The organism is Fulvitalea axinellae, from assembly GCF_036492835.1.
GTDB classification, from domain to species: domain Bacteria; phylum Bacteroidota; class Bacteroidia; order Cytophagales; family Cyclobacteriaceae; genus Fulvitalea; species Fulvitalea axinellae.
This window is the reverse complement of sequence record NZ_AP025314.1, coordinates 615,353-629,818: the sequence shown is the minus strand read 5'-3', so window position 1 is coordinate 629,818 and position 14,466 is coordinate 615,353. Positions and strand designations below refer to the sequence as shown.

The window sequence follows — 14,466 nt, the reverse complement described above, 5'->3', positions numbered from 1 at the left end:
TCGTCGGCATTCATTTAAAACACAAACCCATGAAAAACAAGTTTTTGAAACTGAATAACCCTTGCGACGAAAAGTGGGAAAACATGAAGCCCAATCGTAAGGGCAGGTATTGCGATTTATGCTCAAAAAACATTATTGACTTCACTGGCCTCAATCAAACCGAAATATCGGAAATAATTGAAAAACCGGGCAAAAGGATATGCGCGAGATTGACACGCTCCCAACTAAACGCTCCAATATTCAGCCCGGGCAACGACTTCAAACTTAACTTGCCCAAATCCAATGTGGCCGCAGGATTAATTATCGCTTCCGCATTAACAGTAGGCCAAACCCTGCATGCGGAAAACCTTGCCGTGGAAACCGAGCTCTCCCCTAGCCCGGACAAAGTGCTTAGGTCAAAAAAAGAAAAAACCAACTATACTGAGCCCAACGAACCGAAATCGGATGATTTCATCATTTTCAAAGGCATAGTAACTTCCAAGGACTTAGGGAAACCTGTCGAAAACTCAAAAATAACCTTCGTATCACCCCTAAAGCTGTATATCGCTTATTCGGCCAAGGACGGCACTTTCTCCATGAAAATACCGGCGGACCTTATTGACAATGACAATGTCATTAGGGTTTCCTATTATGATATTAAGGAGAAAAGGAATAAAGATTCGTTTTTCCAATACGAGACAACCGACTACATATTGCCAAGACATGAGATGACGACAGAGTTTGCGATAGAGGCGGATCCGGAAGAAATACTGCTTGGAGAAATTGACGTTTATACAGAAATAGGGAATCCGATAGTATTAAGTAACGGCACCGAGATAAAATACCGTGAATTCGCTAAAGCCCAGCTAGGCAAAAAGAGTAGCTGTAATCTTGAAAACAAGGAGTATCTGTACTTTGACCCCGATTTCGCCATCGCCATTTATGGACAAAAAGCGAAAGACGGCCTTTTTATATTAATCGACAAAACCGGAAAGTAAAACAAAACGCAAATAGCGTGTACTCCAAACATGGCTACCTACGGAATAGAGCAAACCGCCAACGGTTTCGGTATACCGCATTTTACAAGAGTATTTTTTGATAACACCCAAAATTGATACACAAACACCCACCACAAAAAAATACCACGGCCTACAGTTTGTGATTTACAGGATAAAGAAACAGCCTACAAAATGAAAGAATACAGACGCCTTGATTTGCATGAACGGGAAATGATCCTGCGCCTCCGGGCCTTTGGCGAATCACGGCGTTCCATCGCCAAATTTTTAAGGCGTTCGCCATCCACTATCAGTAGGGAACTTCAACGGAACACCATCCAGTTTTCCGGATACTGCCCGGACTTGGCACACAGGCTCGCCGAAGCCCGCCAGCGCATTTGCGTAGGCCATAACCGCCGGCGCCCGGATTACAAACGCTTGGTAGGCGTAAGCGATTTCAGGCTAAAACTGCCCAGAGTGTTTATAGCGTGGCATTCCGACGACAAATTTTACCGCCGGGGCCTCACCGGATTTATAGGTAGCCAGATGTACCGACTCAGGTCCCTGTTCAAAACCTACGAGAAGCCCTTCCATTATTTCGAACTGTTCGAACACCACCGCCTGCTCCGGCGCTGGTGGCGCTGGCGAGAATTCCGCAACGAACTGAAAGCCATCCAAAACGGCGAAGAAACGAAACCCGCCCCGAAAAAACGACGACCGAGCCTAAGCTACAACATAAGGCCTAAAACCGAAGCCACCCCGAAAATACAACCCGACACACACCGCCGGGCCGGATAAGCCTGCCCAAAAATCAGGGAAAAGCCCGCTTTTTTCCACATTGTGGAAAAGGGCGGGCTTTTTTTCGTTTTCGGGATAGCAGTTTTCAATGGAGACGGTGGTTTTTAGGTTTGTTTTAGGAGGGTTGAAGGATGAGCTTTTGATTTTCGAAGAATATTTTCAAGTTGATTTTGGTGTTGCGTTGGCTCACGTGAGTTTGTGGATTACATTTTAGTCATATTTTTTGATTATAATTTAAATATAAGTAGTTCTGTTGTTAGATTATGATTCAGTTGAGTCTTTGGGACTCAACACCTATATAAAACGATCCGTTAAATAATCAGCAAAAATAAACGGTATTACTGTTATTTATTGTTATCGATAATAAATTGTAAATGAGTATTAGATCTAGAATAAGGAAAAAGCAACGAAGAGATTTTGAATCTAGACTATCTTGGAATCAGGGAGCTGATCGTGAAATTAGAGATTGGAAACTTATAGATATTCACGAAATCCCTTCGAAAATTAATATTGGAGATGAATTTGATTTTTGGTGTCACAACAAACAAGAACTATACTTATTAAGAATTAGAAAATCTGAAACCGTAAAATGTTCAGTTACAAAATCCCAAGGTAGAGATACGGTAATTTATCTAGTAGTAGAGTTTAATTTTGAAAATTTAAATAATGAATTGATTAAGAGTATTATTGATCAAATAGAGAAGAGAGGGGTTCCTGATTGGGAAGTGAATAAAATTAATTCTGAACTAAATATCGATAACACTATGTAAAATGCATTAAAACACATTTTACATTAAACATTGTACAACATTAGAATGACGAAAAAAGAATTTACAGAATTTGTTGATAAGACTTTGGACGAAGTGAAACTGTATGCTGAAATCCATGCTGACAAATCACTTCCAGATGAATTCAAATTCAAGTGGCTAAGAGATGATTGCGATACGGTGATGGGACGCCAAAATGTAATAGATGAAATAGTTAGATTGGTTTATATTCAAGAAGATAAAATTTATCCTTGTGTGGACTTAAATATTGGACTTGAAGGAGGGTACATTTCACTGACTTCATGGATTGCAAATTATGAACCAAGACCTTTTCAAAAGGGATGGAGTAATCGACCAGGTCCATTCATTTATTGTATTGGTCAGGATGTAGTCAGCAATAAAATAGATACAAAGTCTAAGGATTTTAAAAATAAATTGATTGACTTGGGACTATTACATTATGAACTGAACTTTCGCTCTCCCTGCATTTGGGAGAGCGATTCTTAATGAATATATTTCAGGCCGACCGCAAGGCGTCAAGTTCTTCCATGGCAGCCTTTATCATCTTCAAATACAATTTTGATTTTATCGCAAAGTGATTCAGCTTCTCCTTAACCTTCAGTTTTTCCAGTTTTATGTAGGCGATCATGGAAGCGAAGATGTGGTTCAATTGGGTAATCTCCATCTTTGTGGGAGACTTGCCTAACATCGTGTTTTGCTTGAGCGACTTATGGAACTCCTCGACTTTCCACCGTTTTTGGTAGATCGCTACGATATCCTCGAAAGCCATGTTCTCCCCGTTGGTAACCAGCCATTGTTCCGCGGTCGACCGGTCCCTGTTTGTAAAGACTTGTTTGGCGAGCGTGACAGGAAAATCAACTCCCTTGACCCACACCCGCTTCACTTGACCGCTTTCAATAGGCGCATCCGAAACGTGAATGAATTTGCCCTCGTTTTTGTCCTTTTCGCTCATTGCTATATTCCTGTTGCTCTTCAGCGGGCAAACGAAAACCTTCTTGAGCTTGTAATGAATATACTTCAGCGTATCGCTGGCGGTGAACCACGTATCGAAAAGAATGTACCTGAAAACCAGTTTGTTCAGAAAGTTTAGACGGTGTAAAACTTCCAGTACCATCTCATTTTTCGTTTTCTCGCTTTTACGCTTTTCCTTCCCGTTCTTGTCTATGTATTTCACCGTCTTGTGGACGATCTCATAAGCGACCGGACAGTTAACCGTTTGTCCTTCCACGGTATTGCTCAGAAGAAAGTTAAGGGAGTTGATCCCTTTGACCGCTTTGCCTACAGTATGGTCGAAATGATAAGCTACGATGTCGTTTTCCGAGGAATGAGGCTTGTGGACAATGCAATCGTCGATACTCAAAACCGCCTCTTCGCCCTCAATACTCCTGGCGAAAGACTTCACCTCTTTCCAAAAAGCCTTTTGGTCCATGTCCGGTTGCTTGAGGAGGTCGCTGAAATAATCATGGGGAATCTGATTGTCCAAAGATGCTGAGAGCCCTGTTGAGGTGGCTTGCCCTCGACTGGCAATAAGATAATCCGTGTATAATTCAAATCCGTCTCTCCTTTTCATTTTTCAAAAATCGGTCACTTATCATATAATTTCCAAAATTGCAATAGGAAAGGCGAGCGAAAGGTCAGTTATGAAAAAGAATAAAAACGTTGTACAACATTATGAAAAGAGAACCTCAAATATTTAGACCTGACAAATTGAAAAACTCGATTTTATTTTTGGGATGTTCTGCTTTTGTAACAATTGGAATCTTTATTCTAGATAGAGACCCAAAAATTGGCTGGGGATGTATTATTTTTTTCGGACTTGGTGTAATTATTTCTTTAATTCAATTTTATCCCAATTCTACTTATTTAAAACTGACTGATGAAGGGTTTGAAGTTAAAAGCTTATTTCGTTTCCATTTCACCAAATGGACTGAAATAAAAGACTTCAGACAAGGACAGATAAAAGGAAATAAAATGATATTCTTCGATTATACTGACAAACATAAAAAATGGAAAAGCGGAAAAGAAGTTGCAAAGTTTTTGTCTGGAAAAGAAGGAGCTATTCAGTCCTCGTATAATATCAAGGCTGAGGAATTACTGAATTTAATGAAAGAATATAAATTGAAAAGTAAGTAAACGTGTTACAACCCCCACCATCGCAAGCATCCATACTTGTGATTTTTCTAACAGCAAGTTTCTTAGCTTGCCTACATAGTTCTTCCAATCCAGTATAAGCCAGTCAGAAGCTTACAGAAATCAGGAGTTGGTTAGTGCTAATAACCTATTTTTATTACAAGTAAATAATATGCGTATAAACAGTAAGTCTTTTGACACAGACGGAATTAGAATTCCCGCATTCGAGATAGAAAACGGGCAAATGATTCGATTTTGGGTAAACGTGATTTCTAAAAATCCTAATCAGAAAAACGTATACAAAATAGTTGAAACAGCCAAGAACATACTTCAGTTACAGTTAGACCCAAATTTCCACATCTGTAAAAACCAGACCTTTGAAAACCCATTCCTTTATTATCTTTTAACTACTGGGAAATATTTAAAAAACACTCTCGGTTTAGATGACAAGGATATTCAATATATCTTAAACCGGTTTAAGATCAATCCTGACACAAGAATCAGGAATCTAGATAGCCAACAAAAAAAGATTCTGAGTATAGTAATCGGTTTTCATAAAAACCAATATGTCATTTATGACTATTATGGGTTTGGTCCAGTTCAAGAGAAAGAGCTTACAAAATTTGTAATGGAAGAGCTTGAAAAAGGGAAGTCCGCAATAAGTTTTGACAATCAGGGCCTGTTCATAAAGCGTCTGAGAAAATAGGAGCTTACCACCATGAATTGCAATTTTGAATTACCACAAACAAACTTGCGGTTGATGGATAAGCTCCCAAAAAAACGAAATTAATCAATACTACCTCCAGTTACAACTAAGCCTTGTAGACCACAGGAACGCCAAGGGGAAGAAGCACGAACTGGCTTTTGTCGTACTGTGCTTTATGCTTGCCGTATTCAGGAGCGGAGGAAAACTCAATTTCTCACAGATTCACCGCTCAATGAAAAGGGATCACGATTATTGGCGGGATTTCACAGGTGGTAAAAGTAAGTGTTGTGTGAGCCGTGTTCAACTCCGAAGAATCCTGAAGGATACAGATATACAGGGACTTAAGGCGGTTGCTGAAACCACTTTTAACGCAAACGAAACTATAGATCCGCAAGCTCTTCAATGGTTTTCGATTGACGGTAAAGAACTCCGGGGGAGTATCGACAAATCCTCAGGGGACAAACGCGGGGAAAGCGTGGTTCTGGTTACCGCGCAAGAAGATAAAACCAGCAAGGTTGTAGGCTACTATTCGGGTACCAAAGACTCCGAGCGGGGTATTGTCGACGAATATTTTGAAACTCAATCCGGTCTTTCGGGAACGGCTTATACGATGGATGCCCTTCACAATAATTCCGGGTTACTGGAGGGAATCCATGGAAAACGGGGCGTCTACCTTTCACAAATAAAAGGGAACCAGAAAATACTCCGTGAAGACCTTCGAGACATGGAGCGGAGATCAGAATGTTTGGATTATAAAAAGACCGTCGAAAAGGGCCATGGCAGGATCGAAACAAGAATATACCGGACCTACCCGGTGGAAACGGGATGCTTGGAGCGTCGCTGGTCGAATACGGGGATGAGCTGCTTCATACGGGTAGACCGTACCCGTAAAGTCGTTAAAACAGGAAAAACATCAAGCGAGACATCATACTACGTCAGCAATATAAATACCGGTCTTATTGATCAATACAACTTGCCTAACGCCGTAAGGGGACACTGGTCCGTAGAGGCAAACAATAATATGAGGGATACGAACTTCGGAGAGGACGGGTTAAGGAGCCTTGTCTCTGGTATACAGCAAAGTGTTTCATGTATTTTGACTGCTGTAATGAATATTTTGATCCAAAGGAACGCTGGTGAAAATATGAATGAAATGCGAGAGGAGATCGTAGCAGATATAAATTCTATTCACCAATATTTTAATAGATAGACCTTTATGAACAAGCCCTGTTTTGACAATTTATTTTACCTTGAAGACCCATATGATTCTAAAAAAGTATTGAATCGAGTCATAGAATCCACCAGCTTAACTGAGCTAAGCTAGCCATCGCAAGCACCCATGCTTGTGATTTTTCTGACTGCAAGCTTCTTAGCTTGCCCACACAGTTTTTTACAATCCAGTATAGACAAGCCACAGAAGCCGTATATTTTTAGCTCTTATTAACACCCCAATGGGATATTAACCGTTATTGTTTTCTTTACGAGTTCCCCGGATTTATTATGTCCAATAATATTTAGGAAGTACCTGCTGATTCCAACGGAGCTTGGATATTCGTGGATAGATTTAATTTTCTTAGCGATTTTCCCCCATCCCGGACACCGTTTTTCAACCTCTTTGACAATCTCATCTACACTTACATTGGGAAACAATACAGACTCTTCGGCTGAGTACGATGATATTTTGAATGAGGAAGGCCCTGTCTTTTGTAATTTTTTCCCTTTTGAAGTGTAGTGCTTTATAGTACCCTCGATTCTTAGGACCAGTAAAGTCGATTTTTAAGTAAATTTTAAACGGTTGTCGCTATCGTCGAGCCCGTGTGAATGTTGATAAGTCCTTTCACATTCTGTTTTTTCTTGGACTTATCAATATTTGCATGGGCATACGCGGTGGCTTTCGCTTTTGACGCTCCGCTAAAAACATTTTCCGGCTTCAGGTTCTCGATTCCTTGGTGATCCCTGTTGTGGTAGCGTCGCAACCATTTCTCTATCCCCAAATACAACTTTAAACCGTTGTCGGCCGGATTCAGGTAAATATGGTCCCTTTTTAGCGTTCTCCAAAAGCGTTCGATGTAAATGTTGTCCAAGGCTCGGCCTTTGGCGTCCATACTGATGTTTATTCCCTCTTTCTTGAGATAGTTCACGTATTCCCCGCAAGTGAACTGGGAACCTTGGTCACTGTTGAGTATTTCCGGTTTACCGTGAATCTCAACGGCCTCACGCACCACTTTTAAAGACGCCGCGGCCTCAAGCGTATTGCTCAAACCCCAACCCACTATGTACCTGCTGTAGACGTCGATAATCGCCGTCATATACATGAAACCGCTAGCCATGGCTATATAAGTGATGTCTATCGACCAGACCTGGTTTTTCCTGACAACTTTCTTTTCCTTAAGCAGATACGGGTAAACGTATTTTGCCTCTCCGGGCTTGCTCAGATTCTTTTTCGGGTAAATAGGGTAGAGATTCGCTTTGCGCATCAAGCGCCTAACCCTTTCATAGGAAGGGTTGAATCCTTGGTCACGCAAGGCTGATCTCATGCGCAAAACTCCCGCCGTGGGTTCGTCGATCATGTGCCGGTCCATAAGGCGCATCAACTCCAAGTTTTCCGCGTTTTCCCCCTTTGGGCTGTAGTAGTATGACGAACGGTAAAGCTCCAGACAGTCGCACTGACGGCGAATGCTCAGCTTATCCCCGGGGTCGACAAGGAGACGCAAATCTATAGACGCCCCAACTTCTTTAAGCTTTTTTTTAGGAAGTCGTTTTCCATCTCAAGCTTTCCTATTTTACTGTACAGTTGGTCTGTCGCCTTCTCCGTTTTCTCGTGTTCTTTTCTATCTTTGCCACCCTCAAAAACGCTGGACGAGCGCTGCAGAAACTCATTTTTCCATTGTGAAATCTGGGTGGCGTGAAGATCGTACCGTCTGCAGAGTTCTTGGGTGGTTTCTCTTTCCTTCAGTGCTTCGATCGCTACTTCCGCCTTGAATTTGGCGCTGAATTTTCTGCGTGTCGTTCTCGTTTTCATGCCCATAATTTAGTGATTTTTAAACTAAGACACTGGTCCGAAAATTCAGGGGTATTATACTTCCAATCCGTCAAATCGCAATGCGGGCCTTCGTTCATAATGGTGAGGCTTGTTTCAAAACTCATCTCAACTCTTAAATCGCTTAGCTTGGAGTCCGTGACATTGACAGTAGCTAGTTCAAAATAGTCTCCCGCCTCCAAGTTAACGACCACATCAGTTGAAAAGGTCTTTTCAAGCGATTCCTCTTCGGGTGACAATTCTACGCCAACAATATCCAATGTAAAATCATCAAACCGAATCTTTGTGTTTTGTCCGAAAGCGGAGCTACATAAAAGAAGCAGAAGAAATGGTAATATTGATATTTTCATTTCAGTAGTTAGGTATAATGTATCGACAACAGGAACTCCCGCTATTTTTCGGTCGCCAAGGTACTCTCAGACTTCTGAAAAGAGAAATTTTTATGATTGATAAATCTAGTCATATATCCAATTAATCAAGTAGACTCTCTATATTGTCAAACACACGCTAAAGTTTGTTGATCAAAAGAAAGGATTTTTGTGGTAATTATGGAATAGCATAAATAAGAATCTCCAAAAAACTCAACGCTCTGACTTTTCGTAAAAAATTGAAAAAACCATGTCGAATACAAAGCCAAACAAAGAACTGTACCTTTTTCTCGGGAGCTTGGTTTGCCTAGCTTATTTTTCGTTCCTGTTTTTAAATACGTACGCTTTCCACAGCGAAAGCACAATCATCGGCGTTTTCCAGGAGTTACTGACTATTCCCTTTTTACTCTTAAGCATAACCTTATTGGTTTTTGCGATTAAGCTTGGTATATCAAACAGGTTTTCGCCCAGACATTTCTCGTTATACACTGTTTTGATAATGGCGGTGGTCGTCTCAGTTACTTGGGGATCTTTTATTTTCTAAAATATAGGCGCATAGCGTTTCCACTATACGCTCTGTGTGGTATCGCTTCTCAAAGTGCCTGTTTTTTCATTTAGTGGATTAAGGAAAAAATTCATTTTGGAAAATGAGTTAGATTTAAATCCACATTTCCCATATTGGCAATGGACCGAAGGGGCTATAGTTGAAAGTGATACAAAACTTTCTGATTTTAAAAAAACAAGAACAACATGCGCTCAAAGCGCATAATTCACCGCACCATTTTTAGAGCCATCGTTCTGATTAATTAGAAAATGAATAATATTAAAACAATCGTTTTTGATTTATACAATACGCTGATTGAGATAAAAAAGTCAAATCGTTTTTTCTTGAAATTATTCGAATTTTCTCAAGACGGTTTCGGGATGGATACCTCATTGTACCTTCAGTTAGTTATGAAAAATGATGTTGAGGAATTAAGAAATATTCTACCCGCTGAATTTTCAAACTTATATGATGAAAGGCTCACGGAGTTGAAGGAGGAGTTAGATTCTATTACTGTTTACACCGAAGTCATTGGTGTGTTACAAAACCTAAAACAAGATTTTCGCATCTTCATGATTTCAAACTTAGCGTCCCCCTATAAAGAGCCTGTTTTCTCTAAGAATCTAGACCAGTATTTTGAAAAAATGATTTTTTCCTGTGATTATGGATTTCTAAAACCTGATAAAGAGATTTTTAAGGAAGTAGAAACGATTACAGAGAATAGCCCCGATGAAATATTGATGATTGGAGATTCGTTTAAATCAGATATTATTGGGGCTAAAAATATGGGATGGAGGTATTTAAAAATTAATCGTAAAACTCCCATTTCAAAAGACTATGAAATAAAGAGTTTAGACGAGATAAAAACACACGTAACAATGTGTAAAAGGCGTTGAATGACTTTTTATACTGAACGTTGTAATGCCATTAAAAAAACGACATGAACAGAACAATAACATTATTTTTTCTAGGACTTTTAATCATAAGTTGTTCAAGCAATAAGCTTGAAAAGAAAGGTTTTCAAGTTAGTGAAATTACCGAAGATGAAGACGGACAAAAAGTTGTCGGCCTTCAGATCGACTCACTAAAACTCGAAACGAGACCGAGAAATGTACTGCTGACTTTTAACCCAGAACATAGATTAACACCTATCTACAAGGTTAACTACGACAAGAAAACCAATAAGCCATATACAGGCTCAAACGTTTTCCACACAAATTGGCATGACGATTACGAGGACGGGAATAATTGGAATCACAACTTTATGCCTGGGTTTGAAGCTATGTATGGCTACAATCTTATAAACATCTCGCATTATAATAATGCGACTAAAACCGAAAACAAGCTATTTAAAAAGCCTGTCTTAATCAAAACACTTTACTATCCAGCTTTTTCAAAAGACACCTTGAATTACAAACCCATAAAGAGGGATTTTTATATGGTTTCTGTTTATGACGAGGATTCAAACAAAGACGGATTTATCAATGTAAAAGATCTGAGACGGTTCTATTATTTCGATATAAATGGCCTAAATAAGAAACCACTGATTCCAAAAGAATACTCCGTGATGAGTTCTGAATACGACTCAGCAAATGATTACATGTATGTGTTCGCTAGAAAGGACAGGAATCAAAACGGACAAATGGAATCGAACGAGCCGATGGATATTTTTTGGATTGATTTAAACAGACCTGAAGATGTGGGAAGGCAATATAAAACTGAATAAAAATGGAAGAGCACGAATACAGGGCTGAGTTGAGAAGAGTATTGGATGAAAACTCATCAAATACAATTAAAAACCTCAACGCAACCATTCAGTCCTTACCCGAGAAAACTAAAAGCATTGAATTAATAATTTTTCCTGATCAAGACGGAGAGGGAACTTTTGGTGTTAATGTATCCCTATCGGGCCCTGACCCATACGTTTTAAATAAGGCAATTAAGGACTCTGCCACTCTAATCGATGTAATTCACACTCCTGAAGGGTTGAGGCCCAATGTACCTTATGTGGACCCGTTTGATTCTAGTTTCGAGGTAAATGATGTTCTATCCGATGTTGTAGGTCATTGGTTAAAGTCTATTTGGGCTCAGTCGGATTGTCAAGACCTTGGCCTCCCAGTCATAATTGTGGCTGATGAAGGTTATGGGATGGATTTGCCGATTACACTAAATTAATAATACCCTTACTGTAAGCGGTTTAACTTTTCAGCACCGATCATGACTAAAAAATTACTACTGTACACACTACTGTATATTGGAGCCTCAATCATCCTAACAATCCTAATTTTCAATCACCTGAAAGTCTATTTCCACGCATTCTCTTTTGGCCTATTAAAAAATATTAGTGTTACGGAATATCCATGCTTCGGAGGATTCCCTGGAAAAGACGTCTTTATAAAAGACATGACTTTCACGGCATCTATAGTAATCATCCCTCTACTATATCCACCCTGCAACAAAATCGCAAAATTTCGGGGGCTTCAAAAAGTCTACTCACTCGGAATTATATTATTGTCAGGCTTTCTGTTTTTGATAGCAAAACTATATACCCTTAACGGTAAAATTCCGAGCCTTATTGGGTACAAACCCCGAACGGAGATCCCTTATTCGGAATTAACTCACGCAAGTTATCTATTTGCCGGCGTCATTACGGGGGCTGTGCTGGCTACCGTATTTTTTACGTATAGAAATAGGTCAGGCAAGGGGGACGTTAATCCCTGAGCAACCCGTTTCTCCAACTATCGCAAGAATCCGCATTTCCGGTTTGACTGTTACAATAAAGGATTCTCGCAAAGGTGCAAGACTCTATCCCTATTCATAATAATGAAGAAAATCACAATCCTACTCCTATTACTCATAAGCAACTCAAATACATCATTGGGTTGTATGTGCGCTATGCTTCAAAGCTTTGACTTACAGATTTATGATATGTCAGAGACTATTGTCGAAGTTAAAGTAATCGAGAAGAAGGATAACTGTGAAGCCACGCTGAACCAAAAAGACTCGATAGGTGAATTCGATATCTTCACGCAACTTCTTAATGATTTCACTGAATTTGAAATAGAAATCGTAGAGGTCTTTAAAGGGGATATAAATAAATCTATTACCACATTAAGGGCGTCCGATATCAATTCCAGTTGTTTTTGGGAACCTGAAGTTGGCAAAAGCTATGTCTTATACACTGGCAAAACGATAAATTCAGCTGATGGTAACATTCTTGAAATTGAAGGTTGCCAAAGAAGAATACGAAATGACCAAACAAACTACACCTCTGAAATACAAGCCCTGAAAATATTAAAAGATAAAAAAGAAGGGTTCTTTATTGTTGATCAAAGTGAATTACTAAATCAGAAAAAGGGCTACTACATTACACTAAAAGGAAGTCATAAGAATGGGCAAAGACATGGAAAGTGGGTTTTAGCCGAGCCAATTAATTATTCGAATAGCTCCGCAAAGGTAAAAAGCAGAATCTTCGTCTTAAAGTATAAACACGGAAAGCTATTTTTCGCAAAACATTTTGAGCCCAACAATTCATTTGCAAAAAACTATTATATGGCGAGGTGGAAATTCTTTTTTAACAAATAGCCTAATGCTTCCTTTTTGCAGGGCTTGTTCATAAAGGTCTATCTATTAAAATATTGGTGAATAGAATTTATATCTGCTACGATCTCCTCTCGCATTTCATTCATATTTTCACCAGCGTTCCTTTGGATCAAAATATTCATTACAGCAGTCAAAATACATGAAACACTTTGCTGTATACCAGAGACAAGGCTCCTTAACCCGTCCTCTCCGAAGTTCGTATCCCTCATATTATTGTTTGCCTCTACGGACCAGTGTCCCCTTACGGCGTTAGGCAAGTTGTATTGATCAATAAGACCGGTATTTATATTGCTGACGTAGTATGATGTCTCGCTTGATGTTTTTCCTGTTTTAACGACTTTACGGGTACGGTCTACCCGTATGAAGCAGCTCATCCCCGTATTCGACCAGCGACGCTCCAAGCATCCCGTTTCCACCGGGTAGGTCCGGTATATTCTTGTTTCGATCCTGCCATGGCCCTTTTCGACGGTCTTTTTATAATCCAAACATTCTGATCTCCGCTCCATGTCTCGAAGGTCTTCACGGAGTATTTTCTGGTTCCCTTTTATTTGTGAAAGGTAGACGCCCCGTTTTCCATGGATTCCCTCCAGTAACCCGGAATTATTGTGAAGGGCATCCATCGTATAAGCCGTTCCCGAAAGACCGGATTGAGTTTCAAAATATTCGTCGACAATACCCCGCTCGGAGTCTTTGGTACCCGAATAGTAGCCTACAACCTTGCTGGTTTTATCTTCTTGCGCGGTAACCAGAACCACGCTTTCCCCGCGTTTGTCCCCTGAGGATTTGTCGATACTCCCCCGGAGTTCTTTACCGTCAATCGAAAACCATTGAAGAGCTTGCGGATCTATAGTTTCGTTTGCGTTAAAAGTGGTTTCAGCAACCGCCTTAAGTCCCTGTATATCTGTATCCTTCAGGATTCTTCGGAGTTGAACACGGCTCACACAACACTTACTTTTACCACCTGTGAAATCCCGCCAATAATCGTGATCCCTTTTCATTGAGCGGTGAATCTGTGAGAAATTGAGTTTTCCTCCGCTCCTGAATACGGCAAGCATAAAGCACAGTACGACAAAAGCCAGTTCGTGCTTCTTCCCCTTGGCGTTCCTGTGGTCTACAAGGCTTAGTTGTAACTGGAGGTAGTATTGATTAATTTCGTTTTTTTGGGAGCTTATCCATCAACCGCAAGTTTGTTTGTGGTAATTCAAAATTGCAATTCATGGTGGTAAGCTCCTATTTTCTCAGACGCTTTATGAACAGGCCCTGTTCCTTTTTGGCTTATTCGAATTTTAGAGTAAATAAAAGTCGACAACTTTCACGAGAAGATATGAATTCGAGAAATGATTTATCTCGCCGTACAAAAACTAATCGACAATCATATTAAACCATCTTAAAAAAGACCGTTTAATACTAACGAATCCGCCAGACCACATAACAAACCATTTTTATTCAAGCGTTTAAGCTGTTTTTCTTACTTGGGTACTTATACCAGTTCTAATTATCGACATATTAGACAAG

General features: G+C 39.9%; 16 protein-coding genes. 11 read left to right on the top strand and 5 right to left on the bottom strand.

Features of this window, described 5'->3' with window-relative positions:
• The first annotated feature begins 29 nt into the window (after positions 1-29).
• The 4 genes from AABK39_RS02615 to AABK39_RS02600 all read left to right on the top strand — a co-directional run bounded on the left by AABK39_RS02615 (position 30) and on the right by AABK39_RS02600 (position 3,046).
• Complete coding sequence (locus tag AABK39_RS02615) at positions 30-977, top strand: hypothetical protein (protein WP_338393362.1); 948 nt, start codon at positions 30-32, stop codon at positions 975-977.
• A 192-nt stretch (positions 978-1,169) separates the two neighbouring features.
• Positions 1,170-1,772: a helix-turn-helix domain-containing protein gene (locus AABK39_RS27670; protein WP_421825150.1), complete on the top strand. Its 603-nt coding sequence runs from the start codon at positions 1,170-1,172 to the stop codon at positions 1,770-1,772.
• A 374-nt stretch (positions 1,773-2,146) separates the two neighbouring features.
• Positions 2,147-2,542 (top strand): hypothetical protein, encoded by a 396-nt coding sequence (locus AABK39_RS02605; RefSeq protein ID WP_338393361.1) that lies wholly within the window; start codon positions 2,147-2,149, stop codon positions 2,540-2,542.
• Between the two features lie 45 nt (positions 2,543-2,587).
• Positions 2,588-3,046 carry a hypothetical protein gene (locus AABK39_RS02600; RefSeq protein WP_338393360.1) on the top strand — a complete coding sequence of 153 codons (459 nt, stop codon included), beginning with the start codon at positions 2,588-2,590 and terminating at the stop codon, positions 3,044-3,046.
• A 10-nt stretch (positions 3,047-3,056) separates the two neighbouring features.
• Here AABK39_RS02600 and AABK39_RS02595 read toward each other — a convergent pair whose 3' ends face one another.
• Complete coding sequence (locus AABK39_RS02595) at positions 3,057-4,130, bottom strand: IS701 family transposase (protein WP_338392425.1); 1,074 nt, start codon at positions 4,128-4,130, stop codon at positions 3,057-3,059.
• Positions 4,131-4,231: 101 nt separating this feature from the next.
• On the opposite strand from AABK39_RS02595, the gene AABK39_RS02590 reads away from it, so the two are divergent.
• The 3 genes from AABK39_RS02590 to AABK39_RS02580 all read left to right on the top strand — a co-directional run bounded on the left by AABK39_RS02590 (position 4,232) and on the right by AABK39_RS02580 (position 6,606).
• A complete protein-coding gene (locus tag AABK39_RS02590; protein WP_338393359.1) occupies positions 4,232-4,693 on the top strand; it encodes an STM3941 family protein in 462 nt (153 codons plus the stop codon).
• A 169-nt stretch (positions 4,694-4,862) separates the two neighbouring features.
• Complete coding sequence (locus tag AABK39_RS02585) at positions 4,863-5,396, top strand: hypothetical protein (RefSeq protein WP_338393358.1); 534 nt, start codon at positions 4,863-4,865, stop codon at positions 5,394-5,396.
• Positions 5,397-5,571: 175 nt separating this feature from the next.
• Positions 5,572-6,606, top strand: coding sequence for an ISAs1 family transposase (locus AABK39_RS02580; RefSeq protein WP_338391371.1), 1,035 nt, complete (start codon positions 5,572-5,574; stop codon positions 6,604-6,606).
• Between the two features lie 577 nt (positions 6,607-7,183).
• Here the strand turns inward: AABK39_RS02580 and AABK39_RS02575 are convergent.
• Genes AABK39_RS02575 through AABK39_RS02565 form a run of 3 tightly spaced genes read right to left on the bottom strand, consistent with a single transcriptional unit; the run spans position 7,184 to position 8,786 of the window.
• On the bottom strand, positions 7,184-8,110 hold the full coding sequence (locus tag AABK39_RS02575; RefSeq protein ID WP_338392370.1) for an IS3 family transposase: 927 nt from the start codon (positions 8,108-8,110) through the stop codon (positions 7,184-7,186).
• Positions 8,111-8,112: 2 nt separating this feature from the next.
• Entirely contained in the window at positions 8,113-8,418 is a 306-nt protein-coding gene (locus AABK39_RS02570; RefSeq protein ID WP_338392371.1) for a transposase, read from the bottom strand.
• Positions 8,415-8,786, bottom strand: a complete 372-nt coding sequence (locus AABK39_RS02565; RefSeq protein WP_338393357.1) for a hypothetical protein — start codon at positions 8,784-8,786, stop codon at positions 8,415-8,417. Before AABK39_RS02565 ends, AABK39_RS02570 begins: the two co-directional genes overlap by 4 nt.
• A gap of 831 nt (positions 8,787-9,617) precedes the next feature.
• Between AABK39_RS02565 and AABK39_RS02560 the strand changes: the two genes are divergently transcribed.
• The 4 genes from AABK39_RS02560 to AABK39_RS02545 all read left to right on the top strand — a co-directional run bounded on the left by AABK39_RS02560 (position 9,618) and on the right by AABK39_RS02545 (position 12,933).
• On the top strand, positions 9,618-10,244 hold the full coding sequence (locus AABK39_RS02560; RefSeq protein WP_338393356.1) for an HAD family hydrolase: 627 nt from the start codon (positions 9,618-9,620) through the stop codon (positions 10,242-10,244).
• A gap of 44 nt (positions 10,245-10,288) precedes the next feature.
• Positions 10,289-11,074, top strand: a complete 786-nt coding sequence (locus AABK39_RS02555) for a hypothetical protein (RefSeq protein WP_338393355.1) — start codon at positions 10,289-10,291, stop codon at positions 11,072-11,074.
• Between the two features lie 2 nt (positions 11,075-11,076).
• The gene (locus AABK39_RS02550; protein WP_338393354.1) at positions 11,077-11,523 is read left to right on the top strand and encodes a DUF6389 family protein; all 447 of its coding nucleotides are present in this window, start codon (positions 11,077-11,079) and stop codon (positions 11,521-11,523) included.
• Between the two features lie 753 nt (positions 11,524-12,276).
• Positions 12,277-12,933: a hypothetical protein gene (locus AABK39_RS02545; protein WP_338393353.1), complete on the top strand. Its 657-nt coding sequence runs from the start codon at positions 12,277-12,279 to the stop codon at positions 12,931-12,933.
• Positions 12,934-12,971: 38 nt separating this feature from the next.
• Here AABK39_RS02545 and AABK39_RS02540 read toward each other — a convergent pair whose 3' ends face one another.
• Positions 12,972-14,006: an ISAs1 family transposase gene (locus tag AABK39_RS02540; protein WP_338391371.1), complete on the bottom strand. Its 1,035-nt coding sequence runs from the start codon at positions 14,004-14,006 to the stop codon at positions 12,972-12,974.
• Between the last annotated feature and the right edge of the window lie 460 nt (positions 14,007-14,466).

Bases quoted from the DNA above. Each gene is read 5' to 3' on its own strand.
- AABK39_RS02615 (WP_338393362.1), top strand. From the start codon at position 30: ATGAAAAACAAGTTTTTGAAACTGAATAACCCTTGCGACGAAAAGTGG.
- AABK39_RS27670 (WP_421825150.1), top strand. From the start codon at position 1,170: ATGAAAGAATACAGACGCCTTGATTTGCATGAACGGGAAATGATCCTG.
- AABK39_RS02605 (WP_338393361.1), top strand. From the start codon at position 2,147: ATGAGTATTAGATCTAGAATAAGGAAAAAGCAACGAAGAGATTTTGAA.
- AABK39_RS02600 (WP_338393360.1), top strand. From the start codon at position 2,588: ATGACGAAAAAAGAATTTACAGAATTTGTTGATAAGACTTTGGACGAA.
- AABK39_RS02595 (WP_338392425.1), bottom strand. From the start codon at position 4,130: ATGAAAAGGAGAGACGGATTTGAATTATACACGGATTATCTTATTGCC.
- AABK39_RS02590 (WP_338393359.1), top strand. From the start codon at position 4,232: ATGAAAAGAGAACCTCAAATATTTAGACCTGACAAATTGAAAAACTCG.
- AABK39_RS02585 (WP_338393358.1), top strand. From the start codon at position 4,863: ATGCGTATAAACAGTAAGTCTTTTGACACAGACGGAATTAGAATTCCC.
- AABK39_RS02580 (WP_338391371.1), top strand. From the start codon at position 5,572: ATGCTTGCCGTATTCAGGAGCGGAGGAAAACTCAATTTCTCACAGATT.
- AABK39_RS02570 (WP_338392371.1), bottom strand. From the start codon at position 8,418: ATGAAAACGAGAACGACACGCAGAAAATTCAGCGCCAAATTCAAGGCG.
- AABK39_RS02565 (WP_338393357.1), bottom strand. From the start codon at position 8,786: ATGAAAATATCAATATTACCATTTCTTCTGCTTCTTTTATGTAGCTCC.
- AABK39_RS02560 (WP_338393356.1), top strand. From the start codon at position 9,618: ATGAATAATATTAAAACAATCGTTTTTGATTTATACAATACGCTGATT.
- AABK39_RS02555 (WP_338393355.1), top strand. From the start codon at position 10,289: ATGAACAGAACAATAACATTATTTTTTCTAGGACTTTTAATCATAAGT.
- AABK39_RS02550 (WP_338393354.1), top strand. From the start codon at position 11,077: ATGGAAGAGCACGAATACAGGGCTGAGTTGAGAAGAGTATTGGATGAA.
- AABK39_RS02545 (WP_338393353.1), top strand. From the start codon at position 12,277: ATGTCAGAGACTATTGTCGAAGTTAAAGTAATCGAGAAGAAGGATAAC.
- AABK39_RS02540 (WP_338391371.1), bottom strand. From the start codon at position 14,006: ATGCTTGCCGTATTCAGGAGCGGAGGAAAACTCAATTTCTCACAGATT.